Origin of the sequence: Williamsia sp. DF01-3 (assembly GCF_023051145.1) — a bacterium.
Taxonomy (GTDB): Bacteria; Actinomycetota; Actinomycetes; order Mycobacteriales; family Mycobacteriaceae; genus Williamsia.
On the sequence record NZ_JALKFS010000005.1, the window covers coordinates 5,208,469 to 5,226,548 of the forward strand.

Sequence of the window (18,080 nt, forward strand, 5' to 3'; positions counted from 1 at the left end):
TCGATAACCTTACGGCGCCTAACTACCGTTTTGACCTGCTCGCATTCGGGACCCGCCTGATCGATAATTATGGTACCAATGGTACCGAATTGATCCGATGGGGAGGGAAATCATGGACCGAATAGCAGGCAAGGTGGCTCTGATCAGCGGCGGCGCCCGCGGCATGGGCGCATCCCACGCCAAAGCGTTGGTGGCCGAGGGCGCCCGCGTGGTGATCGGCGACATCCTCGACGAGCCCGGCCGGCAACTCGCCGACGAACTCGGCGACCACGCTGTGTACGTTCACCTCGACGTCACCCAGGAAGACAGCTGGCACGAGGCCGTGGCGACCACCCTCGACACCTTCGGCAGCTTGTCCGTGCTCATCAACAACGCCGGGATGGTGAACGGCAACCTGATCGCCGACTTCTCGCTGGCCGACTGGCAGGCCATCCTCGACGTCAACCTGACCGGCACCTTCCTCGGTATCAAGGCGGCAGCGAACGCCTTGGCCGACTCGGCACCCGCATCGATCATCAACGTGTCGTCGGTGGAGGGTTTCCGCGGTAGTCCAGGGCTGCACGGCTACACCGCGACCAAGTTCGCGGTCCGCGGTCTGACCAAGTCCGTGGCGCTGGAGCTCGCGCCCAAGAACGTGCGCGTCAACTCGATCCATCCCGGATTCATCCGGACGCCGATGACCGAGGCGATCCCCGAGGACTTCCTCACCATCCCGCTCGGACGTGGCGGCGACCCCGAAGAGGTCTCGGCAATGGTGCTGTTCCTCGCCAGTGACGAATCGTCGTACACCACCGGTGGCGAGTTCGTCGTCGAAGGCGGACTGCTCGCCGGCGTCCCCCACAAGACCTTTTGACCCGGGTCGGCATGCGGGTAGCGATCACCGGCGGCACCGGGTACGTCGGTGCACACATCCTCCACGGTCTCGACCTGGCGGGTTTCGACCTCCGGGTACTGGTGGCACCGCACGAGGATCCGTCCCTCGTCGCCCGGTTGGCACCGTCGGGACGTGCCCGCGTTCTGACGGGTGACGTGCGGGATGCATCGGTTGTCAAAAGCCTGCTCGACGGCTGCGACGCCTTGATCCATGCAGCCGGCGTCGTCGGCACCGACGACCGGCAGGCCGACCTGATGTGGCAGATCAACGCTCACGCAACCGAGGCGATCTTGCGGACGGCGGTAGACACCGGCCTCGATCCGGTGGTCCTGGTGAGCAGTTATGCCGCACTGTTTCCCTCCCCTGACCCAGTGATCGGACCGGACAGTCCCACCGCCACCGCCCGCAGCGCCTACGGGCAGACCAAGGCATATGCCGATCGGGTGGCTCGGGAGCTTCAGCAATCGGGCGCGCCTGTGGTGGTCACGTACCCAGCGAGCGTCGTCGGGCCGGCACTGCAGACGGCCGCGGGTGTGACCGAGCGCGGTTGGGCGCCCATCGTCCGTTCGAGGATCGCGCCGGTGGTCGACGGGGGTATGCAGATGATCGACGTTCGCGATGTGGCCGACGCACACGTGGCGATGATGACGTCTGGACGCGGTCCGCGTCGGTACATCCTGGGCGGTCAGATGCTGACGTTCGAGCGCATGATCGATCTGCTCGAACACGGAACCGGGCGGCGGTTCGTTCGAATACCGTTGCCGGGCAGTGTCTTCCGTACGCTGGGCCGGATCGCCGACACCGTGGCCGGGGTCGTTCCGATCGGCGGACTGAGTTACGAGGCGGCACAGTTGCTGACAGCAGCCACCCCGACGGATGACTCGCTGACCCGCACCGAACTCGCCCTGACCTGGCGCTCGGCGGAGACCGCGATCCTCGAAACCTTCACCACCGCTTCATCGAAGTGATCTGACCGGGCGAAGGAGCATGCATCACAATGCGGCCGTGAGGATTTCGACGATCCTGCGCCGCAGGACATCGGAGTCGTCATCGGTGGCCACCGCGCTGAGGAACAGCGCCGACCCCGCGGCAAGGGCCAAGATGGCGCGGGCATCTATATCCGGATCGGCAGACTTGGTCGACTCCGGGTCAGCGGCGAACAGCGATGCGGGCGGCCCACTGAAATCCGACCACAGCCGCCGGCGTAGGTCATCGTTCTCCCGCAGCGCCTGAAGCAATCCGGGGACCGCGGCCCGTACCTCCGGGGTGGCGAACAATTCGTGACTTCCGTTGACCGTCTCGGTGATCCACTGCACCCGGTCGGATCCGTCGAACCGCGACATGTCGGGCTCGGGCCCGAGGATCGCATGCAACACCAGTTCGGCCTTGGTACGCCACCGGCGACGCAGACTCGCCCGCCCGACGCCGGCTTTTGCCGCGACAGCACGCAGGCTCAGCCCCTCCCACCCGACATCGAGGAGCATTTCACGGGTCACCGCGACTATCCGGTCGTCGATCGAACCGTCGCGAGGCCGGCCCGGAGGCCTCGGCTCGTCAGCTGTCGCTTCTGTGTCCGATGTGCTCACCGCACCGATTCAATCACCGCACGGACGACTCGGGGACGGTCGGTGCGGTGGCGGGAGTGGTGGCCCGGCCGAAGATCATCGATTCGCCGATGCGATCGAACCGGTGGTCGAGGGAATCGAGGAGGAAGTTCTGTCGCACGTTCCACGGACGTTTGGTGCCCGACTTCGGCAGCGCATGCGGCGACCGCAGGACGTAACCCGCCTTGATGTCCCACGCGAACTTCTCGGTGAGCACCTCGTCGCCGAGATGCGGGTAAGCGTGGGTGTAGCCGTGAGAGGTCATGTGCAACAGCAACTTTGCCACCGATTGCGCTGTCATGTCGGCGCGCAGCGTCCATGATGCGTTGGTATAGCCCACACACCAGGACATGTTCGGCACGTCTTCGAGCATGTGGCCCTTGTAGACGAATCGATCGCTCGGTTTGACGTCCTCACCATCGACGCTGACGGCGATCCCGCCCAGCGCTTGCAGTTGCAGTCCGGTGGCCGTGACGATGATGTCGGCGTCGAGGTGCTCCCCTGACCGGAGCCGGATCCCATCGGAGTCGAACGTCTCGATGTGGTCGGTGACCACGGAGGCTTTGCCCTCCGCGATGGCCTTGTACAGATCAGCACCGGGCGCCAGACACATCCGCTGATCCCACGGCTGATAGGAGGGTTTGAAATGGGTGTCGACGTCGTAACCCTCGGGGAGGTTACGGACGGCGATGTTGCGCAGGAACCGCTTCGCGACGCCGGGCGACTTGCGTGCAACGAGATAGATGAAGGAATTCAGGAGAACGTTGCGCCACCGCACCACGTTGTGGGCGATCTTGCGTGGCAGCACCTTTCGGATCGCATTGGCCAGCGGCTCCACCTTCGGCATCGAGATGATGTACGTGGGGGTCCGCTGGAGCATCGTCACCGAGTCCGCTGCCTCGGCAAGGGCCGGGATCAGCGTGATCGCCGTCGCCCCGCTGCCGATCACCACCACCTTCTTGCCGGTGACGTCGAGATCCCCGGGCCAGAACTGAGGATGGATCACCTGGCCGGCGAAGTTCTCCAGGCCCTCGAACTCCGGTGTGTAGCCCTCGTCGTAGTTGTAGTAGCCGGTGCCGAAGAACAGGAACCGGCACCGGAACGTGGTCTCGGTGCCGCCCTGCTCGGCATGCACGGTCCAGGTGTCGGTGGACGAATCCCAATCGGCCGACCGGACTCTGGTGTCGAATCGGATGTGCCGGTCGATGCCGTACTTGTGTGCGGTGGCGGTGATGTAGTCGCGGATGTGGTCGCCGTCGGCCACCGACTCCTCACGCGTCCAGGGCTCGTACGGAAAGCTGAGGGTGAAGATGTCGCTGTCCGAGCGGATTCCGGGGTACCGGAACAGGTCCCAGGTGCCGCCGATCCTGGAACGGCGCTCGAGCAGCATGTAGGTGAGAGATGGGTTCTTCTCGGCGATCCGGTATGCCGCGCCGATCCCGGACAGCCCCGCACCGATGATGACGACGTCGGTGAAGGGAATGTTGGTGTCAGAGACGTCGGGCACTTCCGGGCGCTCTTGCCCGCCGATGTGCTCTTGCCGTTGATCGTCGATCACTGCGCAGACCTCCACTTGTCGCGGCACCGGCCGTCTGCCCGCGCGCGGCCGTGGCCGCGGGGGCTCATCCCAGCGCGACGACCGCGCCTACCGACCCGAGGACCACGATAAGCACGAGGAGGTCCATAAATCTCGGACTCCGGTCAGATCGGGACACCGATCCCACGCCACCTCGGGCTTCAATCGCTGCCGCGAGCTCGCGTCCGTTCTGGCAGGCAAGTGAACAGACGATCGGCAGACAGGCCGCCCACCCGTTGATCCTCTCCCGCGCCGTCTGCTCTTTGTCGGATCTGCGCTGGGCGATGGTCTGCAGCAGGGTGCGGAAGTCACTGATCAAGAACGGACACAACCGCAGCGCAAGGGCCACCGACACCGCGGCCGACTGCGCGGGGATACCCAGCCGCGCTGCCCACCCGACCAGCCGCTGAGCAAACGCGGGTATCTCGACCATCGGGGTGGTCCAGCAGAACAGCAACGCGCTGTACAGCGAGATGACCGTCATGCAGATGAGGATTCCCCAGTACGCGGCACCGCCCAGCCCGAACTCCACCCCGCCGACGGTGACGTAGGGCTCGTCGCCGCCGAGGGCGGTGATGAACCCGCCGAAGAGTGTGATCCCGACGAGCCAGAGTGGCAGTCGGGGAACGGCAGCGCGCGGCACCCTGCCCAGCACGGTCCAACCTGCGGCGATCGTGGCGCCGACGGCAACACTGAGCCAGGTGGGCTCGAGCGCGAACATCAGCGCGATCGCTGCCAACACCACGAGTTTTGTCCCCACCCACCATCTGCGCGCGGGTGATGCGTGGGGCAGCGTGCGCACCACGCTGGCCAGGTTCGCGGTGGATTTCAGACTCGACGGCGGTGGGGCCGGCGTGACCGGCTGCCCGTCGACGGTGCCCTCGTCGACAACAATCGTCCTGTCGACCAGTTCGTCGAGCTCACCGACATCATGCGAGATCACCACGAGTGTGGTGCCCGACGCCTTCACCCGCTGCAGCGCGGCGACCATCGCGGCGCGGGACGGGGCGTCCAGACCGGCGAGCGGCTCGTCGAGAACCAGTAGTCGCGGTTTGCAGGCGAGTAGCCCGGCCAGGGCAACCCGGCGTTGCTGACCCACCGACAGCTCGTCCACCAACGCGTCACCGATGACCGCGGAGTTGAGGCCGAGCTCGAGCAGCGCCGCGTTGGCCGCGGTGTCGTCGACACCCGCGGCATCTTTGACGTCTGCGCGGGCCCGGGACCGAACGATCTGCAGACGCGAATACTGGAACCCGAGCAACGCGTGTTGCCGACCGTTCTGCACCGGCATCCCGTCGACCAGCACCCGGCCCGAGGTGGGCTGCTGCAGCCCGGTCATCACCCTCGCGAGGGTGGATTTGCCGGCTCCGTTGGGGCCGGTGAGCAGCACGGCCGAGCCCGGCTCGAAGTGCAGGTTCAACCCGCTGAAGATCTGGTTGTGCCAGGGCGTCCCGGCGTCGTGGGCGTACCCGACGTCGATCAGGCTGACCTGGGCGCCGCGGATGGCGCGGCCGGCGCCAGTGGTGGTCCGCAGCTTGGTGGACACCGACGAATACCGGGAGTCCAGTGCGATCTCACGGTCGGCGACGGCCGATTCGTCGGTGTCGTGGGTGATCTGGAGGACGGCGGTCTCACCGCGGTCGGCGAGCGACCGGAAGATCCCGTTGACCGCCGCGCGACCCTCCTGGTCGATCATCGCCGTGGATTCGTCACTGATGAGCACGGCAGGATGTCGGGACAGCGCCGCCGCTATCGCAAGACGTTGCAGCTGACCACCCGACAGCGTCCCGGTCTCGCGGTACAGCATGCCGCCCAGTCCGACCTGATCGAGCAGTGCCTCCATCTGGGTTTCGGTGAGTCCGGGATTGCCCCACGCCAGGTCATCGGCCACCACCATGCCCAACACCTGGGTCTCGGGCCGCTGACTGATCACCGCGGTGCCACCCGGACGACCCAGTCCGACCGCCCCCGGCCGGCTGACGGTGCCTGCGGTGGGATCACGTCCGGCGACCACTTTCGCGAGAGTCGACTTGCCGACTCCGTTGGGCCCCGTCACTGCCACCAGTTCCCCGGCCGCGAGGGTCATCGACACATCGGCGATGACCGGCTCTGTTGCACCCGGGTAGGTGACGGCGACGTTGTCCAGACGCACGGGCAAGGGGCCGACGGGGCCGGCGTCGGGACGTCGTTCATCGGTGTGCGGTGTGCCCAGTCGGGCGATCATCGGCGGGACCGGCCGGCGATGAAGGAGGAACACGGTCAGTGCGGAGAACGTGACCCCCGCAATTCCGGACGCGGGTATCGCGATCCACCAGTAGTCGAGACACCAGTTGACCGCCGGGTCGATCACGGACGTGAACTGATCGAAGCCCGCGTTGTCCATCAATCGCTTGGTGCCCCGCCACCCGTTGTCGATCTGTTTGATCATGAACTCGCGGTAATCGGTGAACAGAGCCAGGAGACCGGTCGCGACAGCCGCCGACGGCACCGCGATCGCGAACAGTGCGGTGAGGGCGACCCGCGGAGCGTTCCAGCCACGACGCAACGCGATCCCCGAGAGCGTGCCGAAGATCGCCGCGCTTCCGACCAGATTCGCGGCGGAGAACCCGCCGAACAAGAACGCCACGATGTACCCGGTGAGCGCGCCGAGCAGGCTCACCCGCAGCCGCCGACGCCCGGCAAGGATCGCGAACGGGACGGATGCGACCAATGAGGCCGCGCCCCCGATGGGCAGGAACCGGCTCAAGACACAGATCGCGGCCGCGACGTCTGCGAGGGCCGCTGCCTCGGCGATCTCGATGGCGGTGACGCGCCGGCGGGCTCTGGCGCTCATCGGTTCGCTCACTGCGCCACCGGCTTCTTGTTTCTGTTGCTGTTCGATCTGTCCAGATTGCCAGAGGACCGAGCGACGGCCATCGGCCTCACGGATGATATTCGGTATGCCCGCAGGTCAACCGCAGCTTCGGGTCAGCCGGCCTTACGTTTTGCCGGGGCCTTCTTGGCAGCGGTTGATTTTGCCGCAGCTTTCTTGGCCGGAGCCTTCTTGGCAGGTGCCTTCTTCGCGGCCGTCTTCTTCGCGGGCGTCTTGCCCGAATCGGAGTCCTCGCTGTCGTCGGAGCCGTCGGCCGAGCCGGTGCGGTTCTTCACCGATGCGCGCAGCGCAGCGAGCAGGTCGGCCACCTCGGAGTCGTCGTCTTCGTCGTCCGCCTTCTCGGGTGCGGTGAAGGCTTCGGTGCCCTCCGCCTTGGCCTCGATCAGCTTGCTCAACTCGTTCTGATAGGTGTCCTCGTACTGGCTCGGGTCGAAATCCGCCGACATCGACTCGATGAGCGAGGCCGCCATCTTGAGTTCCTGCGGCTTGAGGTCGGGCGACTCGTCGAGTGACGGGAATGCCGCCTCACGGACTTCGTCCGGCCAGAGCAACGTCTGGAGGGTCAGCACATTTCCGACCACTCGTAGTGCTGCCAACCGGGTGCGGTTACGGAGGGTGAAGGTGGCGATGGCCAGCCGGTCCGTGTCTTTGAGAGCCTCGCGCATCAGCGCGTACGCTTTCGGCGACTTGCTGGCCGGCTCCAGGTAATACGGCTTGTCGAAGTAGATCGGGTCGACCTGATCAACGGGGACGAAGTCGGTGATCGAGATCTCCGGACTGCGCTGGACGGGCAGCTCGGCCAGATCGTCTTTGGTCAGCACCACGGTCTGACCGGTGTCGCTCTCGTACGCGTTCGCGATCTGCGAGAACTCGACTTCTTCGTCGGTGCCCTCCCGGACCTTTCGATAGCGGATGCGGGTGCCGTCGTTCGAGTCGACCTGGTGGGATTTGCGATCGTGACTCTCGGTCGCTGAATAGACCTTGACCGGTACGTTGACCAAGCCAAAGCTGAGATCGCCTTTCCAGATCGAGCGCATATCGTCATTGTGCAGGTATCTCGCACAAGACGCAGCCCCCTCCACCAGGAAAGTCCGAACCATGGCCAGCCGCAACACACTCGAGGTCGACGGTCACAAGATCGCCGTGACCCACCTCGACAAGGTGATCTACCCGGCAACCGGGACCGTCAAGGCGCAGGTCATCGAGTACTACAGCGACATCAGCTCGATGATGTTGCCGCACATCCGTGACCGGCCGGTGACCCGCAAGAGGTGGCCTGACGGTGTGAACTCGACCCCGTTCTTCGAGAAGAACCTGCCCGACCACGCTCCGGAATGGCTCGGCCGGGTTCGTCTGGACCACAGCGACCGCAAGGTGGTCTACCCGGTGCTGACCTCGCGCGCCGAGTTGGTCTGGCTCGCACAGCAAGCCGCGTTGGAGCTGCACGTGCCGCAGTGGACGTTGCCGCCGGGCCAGGCCGACGTCCCGTACAAAGTCGATCGCATGACCGATCGAGTGGTCCTCGATCTCGACCCCGGGCCGGACGTCACGTTGTTCCAGTGCGCGAAGGTGGCGCTGCGCATCAAAGAGATGCTCGACGGCATCGGGCTGCCGTGCTTCCCGGTGACCAGCGGCTCCAAGGGAATCCACATCTATTTCCGGCTCGACAAGGCCATCTCATCGGATTCCGCACGCAAGGTCGCCAGGCAGATCGGCACCCAGTTGCAGAACGAGACCCCCGATCTGGTGACTGCCCAGATGACTAAATCGGTGCGCGGCGGCAAGGTGTTCGTGGACTGGAGCCAGAACAGCGCGTCCAAGACCACGCTGGCGCCCTACTCGATGCGTGGCCGCGAGGAACCCTGGGTCGCCGCCCCCGGCACTGGGATGAGCTGGCCGACAAGGACATCCGGCACATTCCGTTCGACGAGATGCCGGACAGGCTCGAACAGTTCGGCGACCTGCTGATCGGACTCGAGGCGGAATCCGGCGACGGCGAGGCCACAGCAGACCCAGACAAGTCCCCGAAGCCCGCGCCCGGCCGTGCCGCGGCATCTCCGCCGGTGGTCGACCTCGGCGAGTACCGGCGCAAGCGCGACGAGCGAAAGACGCCGGAGCCGTTCGGCGACAGCCGATCCGAAGATGAGCAAGCCGCCGGGCCCATCTTCGTGATCCAGGAGCACCACGCCCGCCGCCTGCACTACGACTTCCGGCTCGAACGGGGCGGTGTGCTCGTGTCGTGGGCGGTGCCCAAGAACTTGCCTCTCGACGGTGATCAGAATCGGCTCGCCGTGCAGACCGAGGACCACCCGATCGACTACGCCGACTTCGCAGGCGACATCCCCGCCGGAGAATACGGCGGCGGGCATGTCGAGATCTGGGACCGCGGCACGTACGAGACCGAGAAGTGGCGCGACAAAGAGATCATCGTCCGATTACACGGCGAACGGATTCAAGGCCGGTATGCGCTGATCAAGACCGGCGACAAGAACTGGTTGGCGCACCTGATGTCCGACGAGCCCCGGCCGATCGTGCCCGACAGCCTCGCCGACCCACGACCGATGCTCGCCACCGACGAGCTCATCGAAGAACTGACCGACGACAAGTGGGCATTCGAGGGCAAGTGGGACGGTTACCGGATCCTGTTGCGCTACATCGAGGGAAAGCTCCAGCTCACGTCGCGTTCGGGCATCGACATGACCAAGGACTTCCCCCAGCTCCACCCCATCGCCGACGACCTCGGACTGCTCGACGTGGTGCTCGACGGCGAAGTGGTGGCGTTCGACGAGAAGGGCCGGACCAACTTCACCCGACTCGCCGGACGCAGCACTGCCACCGAGGACCTCGACATCAAGTTCTTGCTCTTCGACATCCTCTACCTCAATGGTTCGTCACTGCTCAAGCTCAAGTGGGAGGACCGGCGAAAGCTGCTCGAGGAAGTCGCGCAGGCGTTTTCGTCGGATTCGCGGGTGCAGCTGCCGCCGCTCCTCGAGGGGCCCGGCTCCAATGCCGTTGCCTTCAGCCGTGAACGGGGCTGGGAAGGGGTGGTGGCCAAGCGCCGCGATTCCATCTATCAGCAGGGCCGGCGCACGAAGACGTGGCGGAAACAGAAGAACTGGACCGACATCGAGGTGGTGATCGGCGGCTGGCGTCCCGGCAAAGGAGGCCGCAGTCAACGCATCGGGTCACTGTTGATGGGGCTACCGGAGGCAACCGGTCTCCGTTATGTGGGTCGGGTCGGCACCGGTTTCACCGACAGCCAGCTCGAGTCCCTGATGGAGGAGCTCGAGCCCCTGCGCCGCAAGACATCGCCGTTCATCGGCAGCCTCGATCGGCCTGTCGAATCCGACGCCGTGTGGGTGTTGCCGAAGCTGGTGGCCGATGTGAGATTCATGGACTGGACGAGCACCGGTCATCTGCGTCACCCGTCTTGGCGCGGGATCCGCCGCGACAAGCTGCCCGGGGACCTGTGACGGCGGGCCGGCGAGCACATCCGGCCGACAATCGGCCGATGCTGAACGCGTCGGGTTGTTCGCGGCGCGTTACGGTCTAGCCTGGCGCTCGTCGTGACCCCCCTCGCTCGTTCGCCCCGAATTGGGTACCCCGAGTATTGGCTGCCCGAATCGGTCGCCCCAGATCGGTCGTCACAGCCGCACAGAAGGAGGCCACGTGCTCGTCGTCGCGCACATGAGTGATCTGCATTTCAACGGGACCCTCCGTGCCCGCCGGCGCATCACCGCTGTGCTCGACTACATCAACGCACGTGCCGAGGGCATCGACGCGCTGGTGATCACCGGCGACATCACCGACACCGGGAAGCAGTCGCAGTACGAGGAAGCGGCTGCCACCTTGCGCAGCGATTTGCCGATCCTCATCTGTCCCGGCAACCACGACGACCGCGGCGAGTTCAGTCACGGCCTCCTCGGCACCCACATCACCGACCGGCCCCTCAATCACTCCCGGACCATCGCGGGCGGCCTGTTCCTGGTGTGCGACAGCTCGATTCCCGGACGCAACGAGGGATATCTCGACGATGCGACCATCGCGTGGATGGATGCCGAGATCTCCTCTGCCGGTCCACACGTCCCGGTGTTCATCGCCTTCCACCACCCGCCGGTCATGCTGCAGATGCCGTTCATGGACACCATTCGTCAGACCGGCGAAGAGCGACTGATCGCCCTGGTCGACAAACATCCCAACATCGTCAACTTCATGTGCGGCCACGCACACACCGGTGCGGTCACCGCTTTTGCGGGACGTCCGCTGTGCCTCGCGCCGGGGGTGGCGTCCACGCTGAATCTGCCCTTCGAAGGCGCCGAGGTGATCAACGAGGGCCAGCCTCCCGGGCTCGCCTTCCACGTGTACGCCGAGGGCCGTGTGATCAGCCATTTCCGCTCGGTGCCGGTGGACTGACACCGGGGGCCGCACTATCGGCTGAGGCGGTCGATCAGCGAGGCAGGTGCGACACCGTCCCCGAGGCGCCGGCATCCGTCGAGCTCCACCGACACACTCGATCCACCCGAGCCATCCGGTCGACGCAACACCACCGAAGCCATCTGTGTGGCGGCAACGCCACATGCAGGTGCGACAGGTGCGTCGAGGTACGACCGAATCATCTGCGCACTTTCGTGCGCCGATAGCCAGATCTGCCACCCGCCGGGTACCGGCTCGTCCACTCCGTGACGACACACCTGCAGCGGTCCCACGTCATCGATCGGCAGAGGCAGGTCGGACAGGACTGGATCGGCGCCCGCCGCCATCTCGCGCCGGACGGCTTTCAGGGCGGCATCGTCGACGTGGAGTCCCCCGCTTGATCGCTCGGTGCAATTGCGGGGCAACGTGATCGGGACCCCGGTGTCGAACGACTCCCGTCCGACTTCGTGCAGCGCTCTGAGCGCATCAAGGGGCTCCTCCCGAAAACTGCACGGGACCGACGGCCAGGCCGGCCGGAATGCGCGACCTCCGGAGTCGACCAGCCACAGCCCGACTGCCGGATCCACACTGATGGCGCAGCTGATCGATACGTTGTCGGGGTAGCGCCTCGATTCGATCGAGAACGCCTCCACCACCGCGGCGATATCCCCGGCCAGCGACACGGCGTCGACTGTTGTGTTCCCCGCCGGGTTCTGCGCGAGTTCACACCGCACCACGGACACCGGATCGAAGTCGTCAGGTGGGTAACCGAGCTCAGGGGCCGGCGCGATGTCCGCCGAAGGCCACGGCCCCAGGCCGGTCAATCCCGTGTAGATGTCCGGGGTCAGACAGTCGGCGCGGTCGACGATCGGGGCGGCCTTCGGGGTGAACAACACGAAGTCGGGACCGAAGATCATCCCGGGGGCACAGGCTGTCGCCAGCACCCCGACGATCGCGACAAGGATCAGCCGCGCCGTCGGTCTGCGCTCGGCTCTCAGCCCCTTGTGTCGGGAAGGCCGAGCACGCGAGAGGCGTCGAGGTAGATGTCCCACTGGTCCACCTTCGCAGGCACGGCCACATGAGCAAACAGATCGGTGACTGTTGTTGTCGCACGGGCCACCTTGACGCCGGCGACCTGGAAGTCGACGGCCGCGCGGCGCACCTGGTCGGGCGAGGTCACCAACACCACGTCGCGAAGTCGCAGCTCCGCGACCTTCTCGGCACCGAATAGTGCGCTCTGCACCAGGGTGGTTGCGCGTGGTTCCACGTGAATCATCGACGAAGCGATGGCCTTTGCCGTCAGCCATTCTCGGATGCCCGGCGTGTTGCCGACAACGATGATGGGCGACCGTGGGGCTGCCACGGCCTGGAGCCAGGCCGCCACCAACCGGGCGGTCATCTCGCCATCGAAACCACCGGCCGCCGGTGGGCCGGCACCGATGAGAACGATGCCGGTGGACGGCGACAGCAGGCGCGGTACCGGATCGGGACCGACCAGCACTCCCGTGCCGACAGCGGTCAGTGCCCGCGAGATCACCGCTGCGCGAGCGGGATCGACACTCCGCAATGCGTTCACCGCCGCCTCGGTGGTGGCCCTGTCGGCGTTGTAGTCCGACCACAGCGCCTGGAGCGCCAGTGCATCAGCGTCGCGCGGGTTCGCCGTGAGCAACCTGCGCAATGCGTTCAGACCGGTCCCGATGTCGCCGGTGCGGAACCCCAGCTGGGCGGCGTTGTACATGCCGGTCACGTCGCCTGCTGACGCCGCCGGCATCACGGTGATGGTCGGGCTGATCACAGTCGGAACCATGGCCACCGCCCCGGTGGACATGCCGATTGCCGCCGCGGCAACCACAAATGTCCGGTTTATGCGCGTCACACGCGCAACATGAGTCACTACAGCCACAGTAGGGCACCCGAGCTACGGCCTCGCACCCACGCGGTCTCAGGTCAGTAACAAGCGCGCGAGCGCCGGCCGGCGCCGAGCCGCCACTCTCGGTGCACCCTCACCAGGGCGTATCGACCTGCCGTTCGTGGACGGGCGCCGCGGTCTTCCAGCTCTCGACGCCGTGGTCGGGAGTACCGATGATCGTCTCGCCTGCGGTCACCTCGGCCCAGTGGGCATGGTTGATCTGATGTAGCGAGAAGCAGGCGTTCAGCGCGTTGTAGAAGCCCATGTTGTCGACGGACTGGTTCACCGATTCCTTGATCAGCAGGGAGGCAACCGCCGGACGCTGAGCGATCCGGCGAGCCAGATCCAGGGTCTTGTCGGCGAGTTCGTCGGGGGCGAAGATCTTGCTCACCATCCCGATCTGATGCGCCTCCTGCGCGCTGATCGAATCCCCGGTCAGCAGTAGCTCTTTGGCCCGTCTCGGCCCGAACTCCCACGGATGACCGAAATACTCGACACCGCACATGCCCAGGCGCGACCCGACCACGTCGGCGAACATCGTGTCGGTGTCCGCGGTGATGAGGTCGCAGGCCCACGCCAGCATCAGACCCGCGGCGTACACCGTGCCATGCGTCTGGGCGATGGTGATCTTGCGCAGGTTGCGCCACCGCCGCGTGTTGTCGAAGAAGAAATGCCACTCCTGCAGCATCCGGGCTTCGGTGCCCGCTTTGGTCCCGCCATAGGTGGACATGGTCGGATGCTGGTCCGGGCCGGGTGCTCGCTCGGCCCGGTCGTCCGACGACCCGAGGTCGTGGCCGGAGGTGAACATGGGTCCGGTGCCGCCGAGGATGATCACCCGCACCTGGTCGTCTGCCTCCGCGGCCTTGAATGCCTCGTCGAGTTCGACCAGGAGGCCCCGGTTCTGAGCGTTGCGCGTCTTCGGCCGGTCCAGCATGATCCGGGCGATGGCGCCGTCGTCGATGAGCTCGTAGGTCAGGTATCGGGGCATGGAGTTCTCCCGTCGAAGGCGGACAAGTTAATCCACATTCGCACGTCCGGACACCGGATCGCTCCTACGGCGTTTCGCTCGGCGTGGCCGGGCCCGCCGGGGCAAGGTATGCGACCACCGCACGCTCGGACGGTGGTTGTATGGAAGTCGAACAGCCTCACCGTGCTCGGACGCTAGGAGATCCACATGGCCGCCCCACTTTCCCGACGCGATCTCGACTTCATGCTCTACGAATGGCTTGATGCCACCGCGTTGATCGAGCGCGAACGCTACTCCGAGCATTCCCGAGAGACGTTCGACAGCATCCTCGACCTCAGCGAAGACATCGCCGTCAAGCGGTTTGCCCCACACAACAAGAAGGCCGACCAGAACGAGCCCACAATGGGTGCCGACGGCAAGGTCGAGATGATCGACGAGGTCGGCGCCGCGCTCGACGAGTTCAGCAAGGCCGGTTTCATCGCGGCCCAATTCGACGAAGAGGTCGGGGGCATGCAACTGCCCACGGTGGTGACCCGTGCCGCCATGGCGTGGTTCCAATCCGCCAACGCATCCACGTCGTCATACCCCTTCCTGACGATGGCGAACGCCAACCTGTTGGTGGAGTACGGCACCGACGAGCAGATCGACACCTGGGTGCGGCCGATGCTCGAGGGCCGTTTCTTCGGCACCATGTGCCTGTCCGAACCGCAGGCCGGCTCATCGCTGGCCGACATCACCACCAAGGCGGTGCCCGTCGACGACGGCAGCTATCGCATCACCGGCACCAAGATGTGGATCTCCGGCGGCGATCACGAATTGTCCGAGAATATCGTGCATCTCGTACTGGCCAAAGCACCCGATGGCGGCCCGGGCGTCAAAGGCATCTCGCTGTTCGTGGTGCCGAAGTTCCTTGCCGACGGAACCCGCAACGACGTTGTGCTCGTGGGCCTCAACCACAAGATGGGTAACCGCGGCACCACCAACACCCTGCTGAACTTCGGGGAGGGCAAGTATCAGCCGGCGCCGGAAACCGGTGCGGTCGGCTATCTCGTGGGCGACGTTCATCGCGGTCTGTCGTACATGTTCCGGATGATGAACGAGGCACGGATCGGTGTCGGGTTCCTGGCCACCTCACTCGGCTACGCCGGATACCAGCAGTCGCTCGAGTACGCCAAGACCCGCACGCAGGGCCGCGTGCCCACCAGCAAGGACCCGGCCTCCGCGCCGGTGCCCATCATCGAGCACGCCGATGTCAAACGAATGCTGTTGGCGCAGAAGTCATACGTGGAGGGAGCCCTGGCCCTGGGCCTCTACTGCTCCAAGTTGGTCGACGAACAGCAGACTGCCCCCTCGCCGGAAGAAGCCGCCCGGATCGAGTTCCTGCTCGACGTCCTCACCCCGATTGCCAAGAGCTGGCCATCGCAGTGGTGTCTGGAAGCCAACAGCCTGGCCATCCAGGTGCTCGGAGGGTACGGCTACACCAAAGAGTTCGATGTCGAGCAGCTCTACCGGGACAACCGCCTCAACCCCATTCACGAAGGCACGCACGGCATTCAGGGTCTGGATCTACTCGGCCGCAAGGTGGTGATGAAAGGCGGCGCAGGGTTGCAGCTGCTCGTCGACGCCATCTCCACCACCATCGACCGGGCCGCGAGCGTGGACGCAGACAAGGCAGACGCCTTGCGGGCGGCCGTCGATCGGCTGGTCGAGGTCACCGGGCAGCTGTGGTCCGCCGGAGACCCGGCGGTCAGTCTGGCGAACTCATCGATCTACCTCGAGGCCGCCGGACACGTGGTGATCGCCTGGATGTGGCTCGAGCAACTCATCGCGGCCGACGGTGGACAGGGCGACTTCTACGACGGCAAACGTGCTGCGGCCCAGTACTTCTATCGATACGAACTGCCCCGCACCGGCCCGCAATTCGATCTGCTGGCCGACCTGGACCGCACAACCCTGGACGCCGACCCGAACTGGTTCTGACCTGAGGGCGCTCGAACCCACACACCCTCCGGCTCCGGCCACGACCTCCGGTTGCAACCGGAGGAGCTCACCGAAGCCGGAGGGGTTGAGTTGGCCCCAATCCGGCTTCGGTGACAGCTCTAGAGCGCTTTGAGTTCTTCGATGACCAGGCCGACGGACTTCTTGGCGTCGCCGAAGAGCATCGAGGTGCCCGGGGCGGTGAACAACGGGTTGTCGATTCCGGCGTAACCCGATGCCATGCCTCGTTTGAGGACGATGACCGAGCGGGACTGGTCGACGTTCAGGATCGGCATCCCGTGGATCGGGGACGACGGGTCGTTGCGGGCGGCGGGGTTGGTGACGTCGTTGGCGCCGATGACCAGGGTGACGTCGGTGCGCGAGAACTCACCGTTGATGTCGTCCATTTCCTTCATCGCGTCGTACTCGACATCAGCCTCTGCCAGAAGCACATTCATGTGCCCGGGCATACGTCCGGCGACCGGGTGGATGGCGTACTTGACCTCCACACCCTTGTCTTCGAGGATGCTCGCCATGTCCTTGACCGCATGCTGTGCCTGGGCCACCGCGAGCCCGTAACCGGGAACCACGATCACCTGCGAGGCATAGGCCATCTGGATCGCCGCATCAGCAGCGCTGGTGGCCTTGACGGTGCCCTGCTCACCGGCCGGACCGCCCACCGCCGCGTCACCGCCCCCACCGAAGGACCCGAACACGATCGCCGGGATGGACCGGTTCATCGCCGTGGCCATCAGGTTGGTCAAGATCGAACCCGACGCGCCGACGATCATGCCGGCCACGATCATCGCGGTGTTGTTCAACGCCAAACCAGCTGCCGCTGCCGACAATCCGGTCATCGCGTTGAGCAGTGAGATCACCACGGGCATGTCGGCACCGCCGATCGGCAGCACCACGAACAACCCCATGATGCCGGCGGCGATCAGCACCAGCACGATCCACCATTGCGACGAGCCCTCACCCGGGGTGGCGTTGACACCGATGAACACACACGCCGCCACCGCGACGATCAACAGGGCGATGTTGGCGAGCTGGAAGGTCTTGGCGTTCTTGACGAATGCCTTCTCGACCTTCTTGTTCATCAACTCCTGCAGCTTGAGGAAAGCAATCAGCGAGCCCCAGAACGACACCGAACCGATGATCGCCGCGAACAGCGACCCGATCACGATGTGGATAGTCGGGGACTCACCATGCTTGAACTCGGAAAACCCTGCCGTCTCGATGAACTCGGCCCACGCGATCAACGCGACCGTGCCACCACCGACACCGTTGAACAACGCCACCAACTGCGGCATGGCCGTCATCTTGGTGCGTTTGGCCGGCGGCACACCCAAGATCACACCGATCAACAGACCCGCTGCGATCAGGATCCAGTTGATGGCATAGGTGTCACGGATGTCGATGAGCGTCGCGACCACGGCCAAACCCATACCGGCCGCGGCAATCCAGTTGCCACGGACCGCGGTCTTGGGACCTGTCAGCCCGGACAGACCGAAGATGAACAGTGAGAACGCAACGATGTACAGGATCTGGACGAGGTTGTTCATTTGTCAGCTCCCTCGGCCGGCGCGACCGGCGCCTTCTTGCTCTTGAACATGCCCAGCATCCGGTCGGTCACCAAGAACCCACCGACCACGTTGAGGGTTCCGAAGATCAACGCGACGAACGCGATGATCCGCACACCCCACGGGGCGTCATCAGGCAAGCGGCCCAACACGATCAACGCACCGAGCACCACGATCCCGTGAATGGCGTTGGTACCCGACATCAACGGCGTGTGCAAAGTGTTGGGGACCTTCGAGATGACGGCGAAACCCACAAAACCCGCCAACACCAAAATCGCGATATTCGCCAATAGACCCGTATACAT

Annotated in this window: 13 protein-coding genes and 1 pseudogene; 5 read left to right on the forward strand and 9 right to left on the reverse strand. The window is 65.3% G+C overall.

Annotated features, from left to right (window positions below; all coding sequences use genetic code 11):
- The first annotated feature begins 112 nt into the window (after positions 1–112).
- Both MVA47_RS26315 and MVA47_RS26320 read left to right on the forward strand, forming a co-directional pair.
- Entirely contained in the window at positions 113–853 is a 741-nt protein-coding gene (locus MVA47_RS26315) for a glucose 1-dehydrogenase (RefSeq protein ID WP_247210497.1), read from the forward strand.
- 11 nt (positions 854–864) lie between these two features.
- Entirely contained in the window at positions 865–1,842 is a 978-nt protein-coding gene (locus MVA47_RS26320; protein WP_247210498.1) for an NAD-dependent epimerase/dehydratase family protein, read from the forward strand.
- A 24-nt stretch (positions 1,843–1,866) separates the two neighbouring features.
- Here MVA47_RS26320 and MVA47_RS26325 read toward each other — a convergent pair whose 3' ends face one another.
- The 4 genes from MVA47_RS26325 to MVA47_RS26340 form a co-directional block, all read right to left on the reverse strand.
- Positions 1,867–2,460 carry a TetR family transcriptional regulator gene (locus MVA47_RS26325; RefSeq protein WP_308280614.1) on the reverse strand — a complete coding sequence of 198 codons (594 nt, stop codon included), beginning with the start codon at positions 2,458–2,460 and terminating at the stop codon, positions 1,867–1,869.
- A gap of 13 nt (positions 2,461–2,473) precedes the next feature.
- Entirely contained in the window at positions 2,474–4,009 is a 1,536-nt protein-coding gene (locus MVA47_RS26330) for a flavin-containing monooxygenase (RefSeq protein WP_374474467.1), read from the reverse strand.
- 91 nt (positions 4,010–4,100) lie between these two features.
- Positions 4,101–6,887, reverse strand: coding sequence for a DUF2232 domain-containing protein (locus MVA47_RS26335; protein ID WP_247210499.1), 2,787 nt, complete (start codon positions 6,885–6,887; stop codon positions 4,101–4,103).
- Positions 6,888–7,021: 134 nt separating this feature from the next.
- Positions 7,022–7,963, reverse strand: a complete 942-nt coding sequence (locus tag MVA47_RS26340) for a Ku protein (RefSeq protein ID WP_247210500.1) — start codon at positions 7,961–7,963, stop codon at positions 7,022–7,024.
- Positions 7,964–8,024: 61 nt separating this feature from the next.
- Here MVA47_RS26340 and MVA47_RS26345 point away from each other — a divergent pair.
- A pseudogene (locus MVA47_RS26345) lies at positions 8,025–10,399 on the forward strand (ATP-dependent DNA ligase).
- Between the two features lie 196 nt (positions 10,400–10,595).
- Positions 10,596–11,339 (forward strand): metallophosphoesterase, encoded by a 744-nt coding sequence (locus MVA47_RS26350; protein ID WP_247210501.1) that lies wholly within the window; start codon positions 10,596–10,598, stop codon positions 11,337–11,339.
- A gap of 14 nt (positions 11,340–11,353) precedes the next feature.
- On the opposite strand, the gene MVA47_RS26355 is transcribed toward MVA47_RS26350, so the two are convergent.
- The 3 genes from MVA47_RS26355 to MVA47_RS26365 all read right to left on the reverse strand — a co-directional run bounded on the left by MVA47_RS26355 (position 11,354) and on the right by MVA47_RS26365 (position 14,236).
- Positions 11,354–12,391 (reverse strand): hypothetical protein, encoded by a 1,038-nt coding sequence (locus MVA47_RS26355; protein ID WP_247210502.1) that lies wholly within the window; start codon positions 12,389–12,391, stop codon positions 11,354–11,356.
- Entirely contained in the window at positions 12,334–13,215 is an 882-nt protein-coding gene (locus MVA47_RS26360) for an ElyC/SanA/YdcF family protein (RefSeq protein ID WP_247210503.1), read from the reverse strand. The genes MVA47_RS26355 and MVA47_RS26360 overlap by 58 nt, the downstream gene beginning before the upstream one ends.
- Positions 13,216–13,342: 127 nt before the next feature.
- Positions 13,343–14,236 (reverse strand): enoyl-CoA hydratase, encoded by an 894-nt coding sequence (locus MVA47_RS26365; protein WP_247210504.1) that lies wholly within the window; start codon positions 14,234–14,236, stop codon positions 13,343–13,345.
- Between the two features lie 186 nt (positions 14,237–14,422).
- Between MVA47_RS26365 and MVA47_RS26370 the strand changes: the two genes are divergently transcribed.
- Positions 14,423–16,195 carry an acyl-CoA dehydrogenase gene (locus tag MVA47_RS26370; protein ID WP_247210505.1) on the forward strand — a complete coding sequence of 591 codons (1,773 nt, stop codon included), beginning with the start codon at positions 14,423–14,425 and terminating at the stop codon, positions 16,193–16,195.
- Between the two features lie 119 nt (positions 16,196–16,314).
- On the opposite strand, the gene MVA47_RS26375 is transcribed toward MVA47_RS26370, so the two are convergent.
- Together MVA47_RS26375 and MVA47_RS26380 are read right to left on the reverse strand one after the other, a co-directional pair.
- Positions 16,315–17,757, reverse strand: coding sequence for an NAD(P)(+) transhydrogenase (Re/Si-specific) subunit beta (locus MVA47_RS26375; protein ID WP_062796648.1), 1,443 nt, complete (start codon positions 17,755–17,757; stop codon positions 16,315–16,317).
- Entirely contained in the window at positions 17,754–18,080 is a 327-nt protein-coding gene (locus tag MVA47_RS26380; protein ID WP_062796646.1) for an NAD(P) transhydrogenase subunit alpha, read from the reverse strand. The genes MVA47_RS26375 and MVA47_RS26380 overlap by 4 nt, the downstream gene beginning before the upstream one ends.